At 72.9% G+C, this 13,634-nt stretch carries 15 protein-coding genes; 5 read left to right on the top strand and 10 right to left on the bottom strand.

Going from position 1 to position 13,634, the window contains the following annotated elements; translation table 11 throughout:
* The first annotated feature begins 59 nt into the window (after positions 1-59).
* From GA0070561_RS09600 to GA0070561_RS09580, 5 genes are read left to right on the top strand one after another with little or no spacing between them, the layout of a single operon-like run.
* Positions 60-1,043 carry a carbohydrate ABC transporter permease gene (locus GA0070561_RS09600; protein ID WP_091398524.1) on the top strand — a complete coding sequence of 328 codons (984 nt, stop codon included), beginning with the start codon at positions 60-62 and terminating at the stop codon, positions 1,041-1,043.
* A complete protein-coding gene (locus GA0070561_RS09595; protein ID WP_091398521.1) occupies positions 1,043-1,942 on the top strand; it encodes a carbohydrate ABC transporter permease in 900 nt (299 codons plus the stop codon). Before GA0070561_RS09600 ends, GA0070561_RS09595 begins: the two co-directional genes overlap by 1 nt.
* Complete coding sequence (locus tag GA0070561_RS09590; protein WP_208603721.1) at positions 1,926-2,627, top strand: hypothetical protein; 702 nt, start codon at positions 1,926-1,928, stop codon at positions 2,625-2,627. The genes GA0070561_RS09595 and GA0070561_RS09590 overlap by 17 nt, the downstream gene beginning before the upstream one ends.
* A complete protein-coding gene (locus tag GA0070561_RS09585; RefSeq protein ID WP_091398520.1) occupies positions 2,624-3,481 on the top strand; it encodes a DUF6807 domain-containing protein in 858 nt (285 codons plus the stop codon). The genes GA0070561_RS09590 and GA0070561_RS09585 overlap by 4 nt, the downstream gene beginning before the upstream one ends.
* Before the next feature lie 38 nt (positions 3,482-3,519).
* Positions 3,520-4,029: a hypothetical protein gene (locus GA0070561_RS09580; protein WP_091398517.1), complete on the top strand. Its 510-nt coding sequence runs from the start codon at positions 3,520-3,522 to the stop codon at positions 4,027-4,029.
* Positions 4,030-4,148: 119 nt separating this feature from the next.
* Here GA0070561_RS09580 and GA0070561_RS09575 read toward each other — a convergent pair whose 3' ends face one another.
* Genes GA0070561_RS09575 through GA0070561_RS33540 form a run of 10 tightly spaced genes read right to left on the bottom strand, consistent with a single transcriptional unit; the run spans position 4,149 to position 12,834 of the window.
* Entirely contained in the window at positions 4,149-4,904 is a 756-nt protein-coding gene (locus GA0070561_RS09575; protein ID WP_091398514.1) for a hypothetical protein, read from the bottom strand.
* A 25-nt stretch (positions 4,905-4,929) separates the two neighbouring features.
* Complete coding sequence (locus GA0070561_RS09570) at positions 4,930-5,391, bottom strand: hypothetical protein (RefSeq protein WP_091398511.1); 462 nt, start codon at positions 5,389-5,391, stop codon at positions 4,930-4,932.
* Complete coding sequence (locus GA0070561_RS09565; protein ID WP_091398509.1) at positions 5,388-6,317, bottom strand: hypothetical protein; 930 nt, start codon at positions 6,315-6,317, stop codon at positions 5,388-5,390. Before GA0070561_RS09565 ends, GA0070561_RS09570 begins: the two co-directional genes overlap by 4 nt.
* Positions 6,314-6,829 carry a phage tail protein gene (locus GA0070561_RS09560; protein ID WP_091398506.1) on the bottom strand — a complete coding sequence of 172 codons (516 nt, stop codon included), beginning with the start codon at positions 6,827-6,829 and terminating at the stop codon, positions 6,314-6,316. The genes GA0070561_RS09565 and GA0070561_RS09560 overlap by 4 nt, the downstream gene beginning before the upstream one ends.
* Positions 6,810-9,479: a putative baseplate assembly protein gene (locus GA0070561_RS09555; RefSeq protein WP_091398502.1), complete on the bottom strand. Its 2,670-nt coding sequence runs from the start codon at positions 9,477-9,479 to the stop codon at positions 6,810-6,812. Before GA0070561_RS09555 ends, GA0070561_RS09560 begins: the two co-directional genes overlap by 20 nt.
* Positions 9,476-9,910, bottom strand: coding sequence for a GPW/gp25 family protein (locus GA0070561_RS09550; protein ID WP_091398499.1), 435 nt, complete (start codon positions 9,908-9,910; stop codon positions 9,476-9,478). Before GA0070561_RS09550 ends, GA0070561_RS09555 begins: the two co-directional genes overlap by 4 nt.
* A complete protein-coding gene (locus tag GA0070561_RS09545; protein WP_091398496.1) occupies positions 9,907-10,245 on the bottom strand; it encodes a hypothetical protein in 339 nt (112 codons plus the stop codon). The genes GA0070561_RS09550 and GA0070561_RS09545 overlap by 4 nt, the downstream gene beginning before the upstream one ends.
* Positions 10,245-11,837: a contractile injection system protein, VgrG/Pvc8 family gene (locus GA0070561_RS09540; RefSeq protein WP_091398493.1), complete on the bottom strand. Its 1,593-nt coding sequence runs from the start codon at positions 11,835-11,837 to the stop codon at positions 10,245-10,247. Before GA0070561_RS09540 ends, GA0070561_RS09545 begins: the two co-directional genes overlap by 1 nt.
* The gene (locus GA0070561_RS09535; RefSeq protein WP_091398490.1) at positions 11,834-12,697 is read right to left on the bottom strand and encodes a CIS tube protein; all 864 of its coding nucleotides are present in this window, start codon (positions 12,695-12,697) and stop codon (positions 11,834-11,836) included. Before GA0070561_RS09535 ends, GA0070561_RS09540 begins: the two co-directional genes overlap by 4 nt.
* Positions 12,697-12,834 carry a hypothetical protein gene (locus tag GA0070561_RS33540; protein ID WP_167362367.1) on the bottom strand — a complete coding sequence of 46 codons (138 nt, stop codon included), beginning with the start codon at positions 12,832-12,834 and terminating at the stop codon, positions 12,697-12,699. The genes GA0070561_RS09535 and GA0070561_RS33540 overlap by 1 nt, the downstream gene beginning before the upstream one ends.
* Between the last annotated feature and the right edge of the window lie 800 nt (positions 12,835-13,634).

Below are 13,634 nucleotides of genomic sequence, written 5' to 3'. Positions count from 1 at the left end.
TCCGCCTCGGCTCGACCGGGGACTTCGACACAGACCCATCGCGAGGAGAGGAGCTGTTCGTGGCGTTGACCACGGCACCCGACCCGACCCGACGCGGCCCGGGATCCGACCGGGCCCACGCTGAGAGGCGTGGGCCCGGGCGCTTCCGGCACAGCGAAGGTCTGGCGGGGTACGTCTTCCTGTCGCCGTGGCTCATCGGCCTGATGGGTGTCACGGCAATCCCCATGCTGCTGTCGCTCTACCTGAGCTTCACCAACTACGACATCCTCACCCCGTTCTCCGAGGTGGAGTGGGTGGGGCTGGCCAACTACGAACGGATGTTCACCGCCGACCCGTCGTACTGGCACGCGGTGCGGGTCACACTGACCTTCGCGCTGATCGCCGTACCGCTGAAGCTGGCCGCGGCGCTTGGCGTGGCGCTGCTGCTCAACCGCGCCTGGCGCGGCGTCGGGCTGTTCCGCGGGTTGTTCTACCTGCCGTCCCTGCTCGGCGGCAGTGTCGCGCTGGCCATCGTCTGGGTCAACATGTTCAACCGCGACGGCGCGTTCAACTCGCTGCTGAGCCTCTTCGGCATCACCGGCAAACCGTGGGTCAACGACCCCGACTGGGCCCTGGAAACACTGATGGTGCTGGCCATCTGGCAGTTCGGCGCACCGATGGTGATCTTCCTGGCCGGGCTCAAGCAGGTGCCGACCGAGCTGTACGAGGCCGCGTCGGTCGACGGGGCCGGCCGGTTCCGCCAGTTCCGCAACGTCACCCTGCCGATGCTCTCCCCGGTCATCTTCTTCAACCTGGTGCTGGAGACCATCAACGGCTTCCAGGGCTTCACCGCCGCGTTCGTGCTCAGCAACGGCACCGGCGGCCCGGTCGACTCCACCCTGATGTACACGCTGAACCTCTACATCACCGGCTTCACCGACCTCAACATGGGCTACGCCTCGGCGATGGCCTGGGTGTTCCTGCTCGCCATCGCGGTCATCACCGCGATCTTCTTCAGCACCGGACGGTTTTGGGTGCACTACTCCGACGGGGAGGACCGGTGATGGTGACGGTGACCCCGACGACCGCAGCGCCGACCGCAGCGCCGCCGACCGCGCGCCGACGGCCCGGCGGACGGCCCGTGCTGCGGCTGGTGATCCTGGTGGCGATCGTCGTCGTGGTGCTCTACCCGCTGATCTGGATGGTGGGCACCTCGCTGAAGTCCCAGGAGGAGATCGTCAACAACGTCGGGCTGTTGCCCGAGCGTTTCACCCCGGGCAACTACACCGCCGGGTGGTCCAACTTCGACGTCAGCTTCGGCCGGTTCTTCCTCAACAGCGCGATGGTCAGCCTGCTCACCGTCGTCGGCAACGGGCTCTCCTGCCTGCTGGCCGCGTACGCCTTCGCCCGGCTGCGGTTCCGGCTGCGCGGCATGTGGTTCGCCGTCATGATCGGCACACTGCTGCTGCCCCAGCACGTGCTGATCGTTCCGCAGTACATCCTGTTCCGCACGCTCGGGCTTGTCGGCGGTGACTGGCCCTACCTGCCGCTGCTCATCCCGCAGTTCCTGGCCACCGAGGCGTTCTTCGTCTTCCTCATGGTGCAGTTCATGCGGGGCGTTCCCCGGGAGCTGGACGAGGCGGCCCGCATCGACGGCGCCGGCCCGTTCGGCATCTTCCGCCACATCATCCTGCCGCTGAGCCGCCCGGCGCTGGTCACCACGGCGATCTTCTCGTTCATCTGGACCTGGAACGACTTCTTCCGCCAACTGGTCTTCCTGTCCCAACTGGAGGACTACACCGTTCCGGTCGCGCTGACCCTGTTCATCGACTCGACCAGCCAGAGCGCGGTCGGCCCGATGTTCGCCATGTCGGTGCTGTCGCTGCTGCCGGTCTTCCTGTTCTTCGTCGCGTTCCAGCGGATGCTCGTCGAAGGGATCAACACCAGTGGCATCAAGGGCTGAACCCGCCGACACCGGCGGGCGGCGGGACTGGCGCGACGTCGCCCGTGACGCCGCCGACCTGGCACTGCTGGGCATCCTGTTGACCCTGGCGGCGGTGCCCCTGCTCACCGCCGCCGCGGCGGCGGGCACGGCCAGCGCGGCGGTGCACGACTGGACGCGTACCGGCAGTTGGCCGTCGGCGCGCACGACGGTGCGCCGGTTCGGCCGCTCGGTGCTGCCCGGTGTGCCGGTCAGCCTGCTCGCGCTCGCCGGCGTCGCGCTGCTCGTCGCCGACCTGGCGGCGCTGGCCACCGGCCGGGTGCCGGGCGGCACGGCCGCGCTGCTCGTGACGGCGCTGATCGCGGCCGGCCTGGCCGGTTACGCCGGGCTGGTCGTCGTCGAGGTGGGCGGCAACGGGGGCGGGCAGTGGCGGGCCTCGGCCCGCGCCGCCGCCCGCGCCTGCCTCGACGCGCCCACCCGTTGGGCGGCGCTCACCGGGGTCGTCGCACTGGCCGGGCTGCTCACCGTCCTGGTCACCCCGGTCGCGGTGCCGATCCTCGCCGGCTACACAGTGGCCGCCCTGCACGCCGTCACCGTCCGCCGACCGATCACGGCTGCCGTCGTGGGCGGCGGGCAGAGACCAGCCGACCCCAACGCCCGCCGGCCGGTCCCGGTCGCCGTCGCCGGCCGCCGGGAGATGCCGTGAGCGGGGAGCCGGTGCGGCTGACGGTCGGGGCCGCGGAGGTGGCCGAGTACGTGCTCGACCCGGCGTTGGACGCGCGGCACGGGCCCCGACCGTACCTGCACCCGGTCCGCACGCTCGGCGGAACTGTGGTCACCGACGCGCTTCCCGCCGATCACGTGTGGCACCTCGGCGCGTCCCTCGCGGTGCAGGACGTCGACGGCAGCAACCTCTGGGGCGGGCGCACCTACGTCCGCGACATCGGCTACACCTGGCGGGACGACCACGGCGTCATCGCGCACACCGGCGAGGTGGAACGGTCCCCGGGCCGGTACGCGCACGATCTCCAGTGGCGCGACCGGGCCGGCGGGGTGCTGCTGACCGAGCGGAGGTGGCTCACCGCGTCGGTGGTCGCGCCGGACGCCTGGCGGCTCGATGTGGAGTCCGTTCTCGTCGCCCCGGACGACCGGGAGATCCGGCTGGGTAGCCCGGCCACCAACGGCCGCCCGGGCGGGGCCGGCTATGGCGGGTTCTTCTGGCGGGCCGCCGCCGACGGCGAACCGGCGGTGTTCACCGCCGACGCGGCCGGGGAGGAGACGGTCAACGGCAGCGCGGCGCCGTGGCTCGCGCTGAGCGGCGTCGGGTCGGGCGGCGGGGCGTACACCCTGGTCTTCGCGGGCCTAGGCCGCGACGACCGGTGGTTCGTGCGGACCGGGATGTATCCGGGAGTCTGTGTGGCGTTCGCGTTCGACCGCCCGGCGGTGGTGCCGGCCGGTGGGAGCCGGCACGGCAGCTACCGGGTGTGGGTGGTCGACGGAACCCTCGACCGGGACGTCGTAGCGGCACTGGTCGCGACGGTGCCGTACCGTCCCGGATGAGTCGAGTCAGTCACGTCCACGGGGGTTCCACGAGTGCGATGAGGACCAACGCCGCCATGCGGAGGCTGCTCGGCAGCGCGGCCTTCGCCGCCGACCAGCCGACGGTTCCCGAGTTGGACCAGGACACGCTCGACGCGGGCTGGACGGTGGAACCGAGCGGCGCGCTCCTCCTCGTGGCGCATCGGCCGAAGCGCATGCACGACATCCCGGCGGAGGCGCTCGGGGAGGGCGAGTACGAGATAAACGACGTCCACGTGTCTCTTGACGACCTGGGTAGGGAGAAAACCGAGTTCCTCCCCAGGGCGGCGTCGCGTGGGCTGTACTTCGCCCGCCGGATGCTGGCGGCGGCGCGTGGCCTGCCGGGCTCGGAGACGCTCCTGGCCGCGGTCGCCATCCACGTCGACGTGGATGACGAGGACTTCGCCCTCCAGGGCGCGACGATCCGCTTCTTCAGCCGGCGGGGGTCCTATCCCCAGTGGTTCGACGAGCTGGAGGCCTACACCCGGGAGGCGATCGCCGTGCTGGACCTGTCCGACCCGACAACCTGATCCCCGTCCAGGCTCCGGCCCCCGGACACCCCGCCGTTGATCATGAGGTTGTTGCCAGTCCGCCCGGCGTGTCATGGCAACAACTTCATGATCAACGGAGCGAGGGGCTGGTGGTGGCGTCAACGGGTCGGTAGGGCGGCGGTGACTCGGATGGCCTTGACGATCGCCGGGATGGAGCCGATCAACAGCACCAGCCCCCAGATGATCGCGATGATCGCGAAGATCAGCGCCGCCACGTCGTCGACGATGCTGACCAGGATCACCGGCACCAGGTTGTGCAGGAACTCCAGCACGACCGTGCACAGCAGGGTGGTGAGGATCAGCAGGACGAGGCCCTTGTTCTGCAGGAAGCGCGGCTGGGCCAGCACCAGCATCCCGGCCCACACCAGCTTGAGCAGCAGCACCAGCCCGAGCAGCACCGCGGCCTCGCCGACCGGGAAGAACCCCCACAGCGCCAGGTACGCCAGGGTGCCGAACGGGACGGCCAGGAACAGCGACACCATGATGGACAGCTCCACGAACGCGACGACCAGCGCGATCAGCCCGACGATGATCAGGATGATCGAGAAGATCAGACTGGCGACGCCCTGCACCCGACCCTGCACGCGCTCGGGCAGCAGCAGGCCCAGGCAGAACAGCCCGGTGCTCCAGACCGCCACCGCGTCGATCAACGCCAGGTAGCCGGTGCCCCGGCCGGACGGTTCGCTGACACCGGACACGTCGTCGATCTCCACGTCCAACGCGCCGGCGCTGTCCGCGAGGGCCGCACCGGCGTCGCCGCCGCCGAGCAGCAGCCCGGCGCCGAGTTCCACCCCGATCGCCAGGACGATGGCGAGCATGGCCAGCAGCAGGAACGGCTTGCGCAGATCACCCACGGCGGCACCTTCCTCTCAGTCCGGGTCAGGACGTGGCCACGGCGACCGTGCAGCCGCCCAGGCCGGGGCAGACCAGGCCCACCTCGGTGGCCTGGTCGACGGCGATCTTCGCCACCGCGCCGGTGCCGTCCGCCGCCGGCTCGACCTCGTCGCGAATGGTGAGGTCGGCGTCGCCGGGTGCCGGAGCGACGACCGTGAACCGCGCCGCGCTGCGCAGCACCAGGGTGCGCAGCCCGCCGGGGTCCGCGACCCGCACCACGCAGCTGCCGGAGAACGCCAGCCGACCCGTCTCGTCGGCGCAGTCGGCGCTGACCGTCGCCGGATCCACAGCGGAACGCTCGCCACCCAGCGCGCCCAACCGGTCGACGAACCCGTGCCGGGCCCCCGGATCACCCCGGTCGTCGCGGCCCGCCCCGACCGCGACGACGAAGAGCGCCACCAGCAGGACGGTGAGCAACCCCAGCAGGGCCTTCTGCCGACCACTCATCGCGCCACGGCCTGCGCCACGATCTCGGTGAACCGGATCGTGTCCACCCCGGCGAAGTAGGAGTTCGTGCCCTGCGTCTTGCCGACCACCAGCAGCGTCACCTGGTGGGGGCCCTTGGCGAGCCGGACCGTGCCGACGTCCAGGAACTCCGTCTTGCGCACCGTCGGCGTGAAGCCGAGGAACGTGCCGCCGACCTGGTTGCCGTCGATGGCGAAGACGGTGTTGGCGTAGTCGAGGGCCGTGGTGCGTACCGCGGCGAAACGCCAGGTGCCGTCGGCCGGGATCTGCACCGTCACGGTGACCTGATCGCCGATCGCCAGCCCCGTGAAGAAGAGTTGCTTGTCCCCGGACCAGGTCACCCCACAGCAGTTGGGCTGCGCGCCCACGGCCGCCTTGCTGTTCTGCGGCGACTTGATCACCGCACCCTCCACCAGGCTCTCCGCCTCCACGGTGACCACCCGCGGCTCGCCGGGGGCCGGCTCGCCGTCGCGGGTCAGCAACACCACCCCCACGGCGACCACCACCAGCACCAACGCCGCCGCGGCGGCGATCCACAACCACGGGGTACGCCGTGGCGGCGCGACCGCCCGCACCTCGTACGTGACCCGGCCGCTGGAGCGGGAACTCTCCTCCGGCGCGGTGTTCGCCGAGTACGCGAACCCGGTCATGTCGTAGCGGCGGGGCGGGGTGCCGGCCGGCACGGCGAGCTTGACCAGGAACGACACCGAGCCCTGGCCGGGCACCACCCGTTGGGGTTCGGCGACGGTGAACCACGCCCGCTGGGAGCCGTCACCGGGTGCCACGTCGAACACCACTGTGTCCGGCGCGTTGCCCGGGTTGGAGACGGTGAAGGTCAGCTCGCCGCTGTTGCGCGGGTCGAGGGTGAACTGCTCGGCGGCGGCGACGACCGCCCACTCGGTGGTCATGACGACTCCTCTTCCAGGACGATCTCGACAGTGGCCGAGGCGGGTTTCTCCGCCTCGACGATGCGGGTGATCACGGCGAGCTGGCCGGCGGCGGCGACCGGCACCCGCACCACGACGTGGAAGGCCCGCTCGGCGGGCTCGTCGATGGCGAAGCCCGACATCCCGGTGGCCAGCTCCAGGGCGCGGCGCATTCCGTACGGGGTGCCGCGCCAGCGGGCCAGCAGCGCGGCGTTGGCCACCAGGTCGCGCAGCCGACCCACCGGCAGCGGCAGTGGGGTGTCCGGCCGGGGCGAGGCCACCACGTGGTCCATGGCCACCCAGCGGGTCAACCGCACGACCAGCCCGTCCGGCGCCCGGTACGGGTCGAACAGCGCGTCCACCTCGGCGAGGATCGCCTCGTCCGGGGCGTGCAGCCCCTCCATCACGTCCAGCAGCGCCCAGAGCACGCTGCCCGGCACGCAGGCCCGCTGGTAGGCGGCGGGCAGCAGCCGCTCAATCGCCGAGCGTCGCATCCTGGCGCACCACCTCGATGTCGTGCTCGCCGGAGCAGAGCAGCCAGGTATCGGGGACGGTCACCACGTCGGCGGTGGCCTGGTTGGCACTGGGCGTCCAGGTGACCGCGTCGGCGCTGCGGTGCACGCCGCGTTCGCCGCTGGCCAGGATCAACCGCTCCGCCGCGCCGGTGCCGCCGGCTGTCGTGCTGGCGGCCGTCGGGCCGCTCACCGCGATGGCGTCGACCGGCACGAACCGGGTCCGGTCCCGCAACGGCAACCCGCAGTTGACCGACACCGCCTGCCACTGCGGCTGGGCGGCCAGGGTGTCCAGCCGCAGCACCCCGCCGCTCTGCGTGGCCGCCACCGCCTGCTGGCCGGTGAACGCGAGGTCCCGGCAGGTGCCGCCGAGCCACCCGGCCTGCATCGACTGCCACTTCACGTCGGACTCGAACAGCCGGGTGCGGTGGCAGCCCTGGCCGGGCTTCTTCGGGTCCGGTTCGCCGGCGCCGCTCCACAGCAGGGTGGCCGGGCCGTCGTACTGCACGGCGAGGACCCGGTTGTCCACGTTGGCCAGACCGACGTGGTTGAAGCTGCCGGGTCGGCCGCCGCTGGTCGACAGGTACACCCCGAAGCTGGCCTGCGCGGCCACCGCCACCCCCGGCGCGCCCCGCTCGGAGACGAACGTACGGACCGCGTAGAAGCCCCGGTCGGCGTCGGACGGGTCGACCAGGATCTGCAACGGCACCGCCCCGGGCAGCAGCGACACCTCGTACAGGCCGGTGTCGGTGGCCACCAGCAGCGCGCCCGCGCCGTCGCGGTCCAGCCAGGCCACGTCGGAGATCCGCGAGTCCAGGTCGGTGAGCAGCGACCACGTCTCGCCCAGGTCGGTGCTCAGGTGCACCCGGGAGCCGCCCGAGGCGCGCAGCGTCACCACGGCCACCGAGCCGGGACGAGCGACGATGCCCGGTCGCACCGGCGCGGGCGCGGGTGCCACCCGCAGCACCGTCTCGTCGTCGAAGCGACCGGCCGGTTCCCAGCCCGCGCCGCCGTTGCTGGAGCGGAACAGCACCGGGCCGCGCCCGGCGTACCAGGTGCGCGGCTGGTACTGGTCCACGGCCAGGGCCCGGACGTCGGCGTCGGGGGCCTCGTCGACCACGAACCGCACCGACTCGACGTAGCGCACCCCCGGCTCGGCGTGCTCCAGCAGCCGGTACACGTTGGACGCCCGCAGCGGCTCGCCGAACGGCCAGCCGGTCGGGTTGAGCGCGGTGGGCAGCGGACTCAACGTCTGGTGCAGCCGGTCGTGGATGCGGCGACGGACCGCGTCCACGTCCTCCTCGCGGCGGACCACCACCCGGGCCCGCACGGACACCGCCTTGAACCGCGCCCAGGTGGCCCGGGAGCGGATGCCGACCATCCGGCGTTCCTCCAGGTCCGCCTCGACCCGGTGGCGCGCCTCGGGCACCTCGTGCTCGCGCAGCACCGCCACCGGCAGCCGACCGCCCGGTCGGGCCGCCTCCGGCACGTACGGCACCAGCACCACCTCGACCTCGCCCGGCCGGGCGAAGCTGTACACCGCCGCGCGGGTGAACGCCCGCGCCCGCGCCACCGCCCCGGAACTGGTCGCGAGGACCTCGAAGTCGCGGGCGGTGACCGCCCGCTGCTGGGCGAAGAACTCGTACGGGCCGCGCAGCAGCACGGACTCCAGCGCCTCCATCTCCCGGCCGCCGGCCGCCGGGGTGGGGTTGTCCACGCGTACCCCGGGTAGTGGGTCGCGCAGGCTGGTCAGCGTGCCCGCCGCCACGTTGCCGGTGGGCCCGCCACCGGCGCGGTACCAGAGCCGGATCTGCCGTCCGGCCGGCGGCACCGCCGCGACGGTCACCGGCGGCACGGTGCTCGTCGGCGTGGCCGCGTCGGCCGTGGCCTCGCCGTGGGTCGCCCCGGCGGTGGGTCGCAGGTCGAGGGCCGGGGCGAAGATGACAGTGCCGGAGCAGCGGTCGACCAGGTACGCCTTGGCCTGCGGACCGAGCCCGGCGAAGCTGTCCACCGGCTGCCAGATCTCGAACGTGCGACCGTCGTGCTCGCGGGCCGCCGCGCCCAGCTCGACAGTGCCGGCCGGCACCTCCACCCCGAGCAACAGGTCCAGCGCCTCGGCGGTGTGTGTCAGCGGCGCGTGCGTCGCGCGCAGCACCTGTCCCGGCTGGCCTGTGCCCACCCCGAGCAACTCCGCTTCGACCGGTTCGCAGTGGTGCATCCGTACCGTCACCGACGTCTCGTCGGCGGGCAGCAGCGTCGGCTCGGTGGTGACGAACACGACCGGCCGAGGGTCCGCGCCCCGGGCCGCGGCGACCCGCAGCCCGGCCGGGATCCGGACCGCACCGCGATCGGTGCCGGTACGGGTGAACCGGACGTCCGCCCAGGCCGCGGTCGGCGCGTGCCGGGTGACCCCGAGCAGGTTCAGAAACGAGACGTACGCCTTCTCCGGCAACTGGTTCAACCGGTAGATCATCACCTCGGTGAGGTGCGCGAACGTCTCCACCAGCGCCATGCCGGGGTCGTGCGCGGACAGGTCGGTCCACGCCGGGCAGGACTGGCGGATCCGTTCCCGGGCCTCGGTGACCAGGTCGAGGAAACCGCGATCGTCCAGATGCGGCACGGGCAGCGTCATGACGCTCCTCCCTGGGCGGGCTCGTCGACCGGGAGCAGATCCACGGAGAAGACCAGTTGCCCGGGGGTCAGGCTGGCCCGCACCCGGTAGTCCAACCGGATCACCAACCGCCACGCGTCGTCCGCGTCCGGCCCGGCGTCCACGTCGATCACCTCGACCCGGGGCTCCCACCGGGCGATGGCCTGCCGGACGTAGTGGATGGCCAGACCGGCAGTGGTGTCATCGTTGGGCGCGAAGACCAACCGGTGCAGCCGGGAGCCGTACCCGGGCCGCATCAACCGCTCGCCCGGCGTGGTCGACAGGAGCAGGAACAGCGCCTGCCGTACGCTCTCGTCGCCCTCGGTCATCGCCAGGCCGCCGGCCGCGGTGAGCGCCAACCCGCCGGTGCGGCCGGCGTCGAAGCCGGCGCCGACGAAGCGGAAGGCCCTCATCGGTCCGCCCCCAGGAACTGCTGGCGGGGGTCGCGCACCGTGTGCTTGACCAGCCCTGGCGGTGTGCCGTTGGTGAACCCCTCCAGGTGCGACAGCACCACCCGGTGCCCGTCGACGCGGACCCAGTCGCTGTAGCCGACCCGGACGGTCAGCGTCGTCGTGCACGGCTTGATGGTCGGGCCGTAGTTCGGGCAGGCAACGATTGTGCGTCCCTCCGGGTCGTCGTCGACGAGCACGGGCACACCGGTGACGGTCACCCACTGCCGCGAGGGTCGGTTCTCGGCCCGGCCGTCGTGATCGCAGGTGATCACGGAGTCACGGTGGATCCAGCGCATCAGCCGCCTCCTTCGTGGTGGGCGCGGGCGAGCGAACGGGCCCGCTCCGCCGCGGTGGTCGGGTCCTCGGTCGAGTCGGCGTGCAGGAAGTCCACGCTGCGGGCGCGCACCACCATGGCCCGGCCGGGCGCGGAGATCACCAGGTCGGACGCCGCGTGCAGGATGGCCAGGTCGGGGGTCAGCTCCAGGAAGCTGCCGCCCTCGGTGCCCAGCCGCAGACTGCGCCGCACGTCGTCAACGACGATCGACTGCCCGCCGGCGGTGCGCATCGTCCAGCGGCGGGCCTTTCCGTCGTCGATGCCCGCGTCGTACGGCTCGACGGCGCCGAACAGCGAACCGAGCACGATGCCCGAGGCCGGCTCGCCGCCGGGCAGCACCACCAGCACGGTGTCACCCGGATCGGGCAACGCCACCAGACCCTTGCCCGGTCCGGCCCCGGGGCAGAGCACGGCGAGCCAGCCGACGTCCAGGTCCCCGTACGCCGGCAGGGTCAACCGGACCCGCCCCAGCCCGTCCGGGTCGGCGACGTCGGTGACGCTGCCGAGGGTGACCACCGCCCCGCCGGTCGGGGTCGCCGGGGCGGCCGGCGGCACCGTGGAGAAGCGGGTCAGGTGCCCGTTACCGTCCACTGTGTGCACCACCTCGGTCAGCACGTACGTCCCGGCGACCGGGTCGGGCACCCCGCCGAGGTCGACGCGGCGCCCCGGCCGTAGTGCCGGATCGCCCTCGGCCACCCCCTCGGCCGTGGCCAGCGCCGCCGCCCGGGTGTCCAACCGGGCCTGGGCCAGCGCCGCCAACTCGTCGTCGCTGCGGCCGGGCTGGTCCACGGCGGTGCGAACGCCGTCGGCACCCACGTCGGTCGGGTCCGGGCGGTCGTCGGCGGGTCGGCCGCAGCGCGCCTCGTCGACCTGCTGGCTGATCACCTCGGCCCGCTGCGGGTGCCAGCCCAGCGCCGCGCTGGCACCGCTGGCCTGGTCGGTGTTGGTGGACAGCCGCACTGTGTGCACCCCGGCGCCGAGCGTCAACGCGACCGGCTCCCCGTAGCCGGCGAGGGTGACCAGCCGCAGGCCGTCACCGTCGGCGGCCAGGTGCAGCCCGGCCCGGCCGGCCACCTCGCGCAGCAGCTCCAGATCGCTGTGCCGGTGCTGGAGCAGCCGCTCCAACCGAGGGCCGTCGACCTCGGCGGTCACCGCCAGCCCCACCGCGCCGCACAGCTCCCGGGCCAGATCGACGGCGGTCACCGAGGTGAAGACCCGCAACCCCTGCCGCTTGCGCAGCCGGTGCAGCGGGTCGTACGCCCGCAGCCGCAGCACCGCCGCCCCGTCGGCGGCGTACTCCACCTCCACGCAGGTGACCTCACCGGTGAACAGGGCGTCCGCGTGGTCGGCGAGCCGTACGTCGAGGGCCGTGCCGGGGCGTACCGCCGGGTCGAACGCGCCGGTCCCGGCGGTGGTGGCGAGCACCAGCTCGGCCTGGGTGGGCTGGTCGAGCCGGGCCGCCACCCGCAGTGAGCGGACCCGCTGACGAGCCGCACCGACCAGCTCGACGCCGTCGAGCAGGACGATCAACGCCCGGGGCGCGACGCTGGTCATGGCATACCCCGGGGATTGCCGGACCCGCTCGGAGCCGCGCCGGTGGCCGTATCCCACGGCGCGCTGGCGACCGAGGCGCCCAGGTACGACGCTCCCGCGCCCACCGCACCCGCTACCGCCCGCGCCAACCCGGTCACCGAACCCGCGCCGGCGGTCGGTGGGACGGCGAGGGTGGTGCCGGCCGGCACGGCGAGGGGATCGGTGATCCGGTTGTGTTCGGCCAGCAGCCGCCAGCGCAGCGGCGAACCCAGCGCGTCGTTGGCCAGCAGGTCGAAACGCACACCGGAGCGACCCGGCTCGGCAGCGCCGTCACCGGCGGCGATCACCGCGCTGCCCGGCGCGGCGGTCGGCGTGCTCGCGGCGGCCAACTCCTCGGCGAAGCCGGCCTCGGCCTGGTCGGCCGTCTCGGCGGCGCGGACCAGCTTCAGCCGCAGCCAGGACCGTCGCGGCGACCCGGTGCCGGTGAACGCGTCGAACCGTTCCGCCACCGCGATGATCACACCCGGCACGTTCCAGGTCTTTCCCCAGACCAACCGGACCAACGGCGGTCGCAGCCAACCATGCTCGGCAGTGGAGTTCTCGGCCAGCATCCACAGCGGACGGGTGAGCACCCGGACGTCGGCCGGACGGAGTTGCGCCTCCACGAAGTCGACGTCGAAGAGTAGGTCCAACACCAGTTCGGTACGGCCACCACCGGTGAAGACCAGCGGATCGTCGGCCAGACCGGACCCGGTGAGCTGCCCGCCGCCGGCACCCCGCTGCCGTACGCCGGCGAGCCGCGTCACCTGCACGGTCTCCGGGTTGAGCAGGCAGTCCACCCGAACGCCTGAGGAGTCGATGAGGAAGGCGACGCGTTCCATCAGTCACCCGCCTGTTCCCGATCGAGCCGGTTCAGCTGGGCGGTGTCCACCGCCGCGCCAGCGACCGACCACAGCGCGGTGTCGTCGGGCAGTGCCGGCCACGGGTCGAGCGCCGTGGCGTCGGCCCGGAACACCATGCTCTCCGGCCCCCGCCCGACGCCCGGATCGCGCTGCGCCGAGCCGTTCCAGGCGACACCTCCGGCCCTCGCGGCCCGACCGTTCCGGTTTCCGGTGCCCTGTCCACCTCGCTCGCCAACCCGCTGCCCCGACCGTGACCGATCGTCCGGAAGGGCCGGCCACAGGCCCCCGCCGGTCACCGCCACGCCGCCGGCCGCCGTCCCCCCGCCATCGGTCGACCCCCAGCCCGTGTCCGCCTCGCCGACAGCTGACCGCCCGTGCCGAGCCGCCCCCCGGTTCGGACTCGCCCCGGCGACGCCGGCGGAGTCAGTCGTGGACCTTGGAAGGTAAGCGCCCCTGGAGGGGCCGAGATCTTCCAAGATCTCAGTGGGGGCGGTATGGATTGGGGGGAGGGTTGGCGGACGTCGGCCCCCGTCCGACGCGAGCGGCGCCTCGGCGGTCATCGCGACCTCGGTGACGTCGCTGCTGCCCGGTGGGCTGGTACCGCTGATGCCGGGGCTCCCGGACCGGTCGGCTGTGCTCGCTGTGTGCGCCGACCTCCCGGTCCCGCCCGTCGGAGGCAACCCGTCTGGCCCTCCGCCCCCGGTCACCAACTCCGGCTCGTCGACGCCGTACGCCGCGACCACCGTTGCGTCGTCACCCACAGTGCCGTGCGTGGCGGACGGGCGGCCACGGCCTTCGGGGTGCGCGGCCAGGTCGGGGCCACTCATGCTCGTTGTGCTGCCGGGGGTACCACGACCCGTCGTGTCGGGGGCACGACGACCCGTCGTGTCGGGGGCACGACGACCCGTCGTGTCGG

It is taken from the genome of Micromonospora saelicesensis, assembly GCF_900091575.1.
GTDB classification, from domain to species: domain Bacteria; phylum Actinomycetota; class Actinomycetes; order Mycobacteriales; family Micromonosporaceae; genus Micromonospora; species Micromonospora saelicesensis.
Note: the sequence above shows the minus strand (reverse complement) of the source record. Positions and strands in the feature narration are given on the sequence as shown.

What these genes read in the sequence shown, in the direction of transcription:
- GA0070561_RS09560 (WP_091398506.1), bottom strand. Translation starts at nt 6,829, where the DNA reads ATGCGACGCTCGGCGATTGAGCGGCTGCTGCCCGCCGCCTACCAGCGG.
- GA0070561_RS09540 (WP_091398493.1), bottom strand. Translation starts at nt 11,837, where the DNA reads ATGACCAGCGTCGCGCCCCGGGCGTTGATCGTCCTGCTCGACGGCGTC.
- GA0070561_RS09550 (WP_091398499.1), bottom strand. Translation starts at nt 9,910, where the DNA reads ATGAGGGCCTTCCGCTTCGTCGGCGCCGGCTTCGACGCCGGCCGCACC.
- GA0070561_RS09555 (WP_091398502.1), bottom strand. Translation starts at nt 9,479, where the DNA reads ATGACGCTGCCCGTGCCGCATCTGGACGATCGCGGTTTCCTCGACCTG.
- GA0070561_RS09595 (WP_091398521.1), top strand. Translation starts at nt 1,043, where the DNA reads ATGGTGACGGTGACCCCGACGACCGCAGCGCCGACCGCAGCGCCGCCG.
- GA0070561_RS09565 (WP_091398509.1), bottom strand. Translation starts at nt 6,317, where the DNA reads ATGACCACCGAGTGGGCGGTCGTCGCCGCCGCCGAGCAGTTCACCCTC.
- GA0070561_RS09570 (WP_091398511.1), bottom strand. Translation starts at nt 5,391, where the DNA reads ATGAGTGGTCGGCAGAAGGCCCTGCTGGGGTTGCTCACCGTCCTGCTG.
- GA0070561_RS09545 (WP_091398496.1), bottom strand. Translation starts at nt 10,245, where the DNA reads ATGCGCTGGATCCACCGTGACTCCGTGATCACCTGCGATCACGACGGC.
- GA0070561_RS33540 (WP_167362367.1), bottom strand. Translation starts at nt 12,834, where the DNA reads ATGGTGTTCCGGGCCGACGCCACGGCGCTCGACCCGTGGCCGGCACTG.
- GA0070561_RS09580 (WP_091398517.1), top strand. Translation starts at nt 3,520, where the DNA reads ATGAGGACCAACGCCGCCATGCGGAGGCTGCTCGGCAGCGCGGCCTTC.
- GA0070561_RS09535 (WP_091398490.1), bottom strand. Translation starts at nt 12,697, where the DNA reads ATGGAACGCGTCGCCTTCCTCATCGACTCCTCAGGCGTTCGGGTGGAC.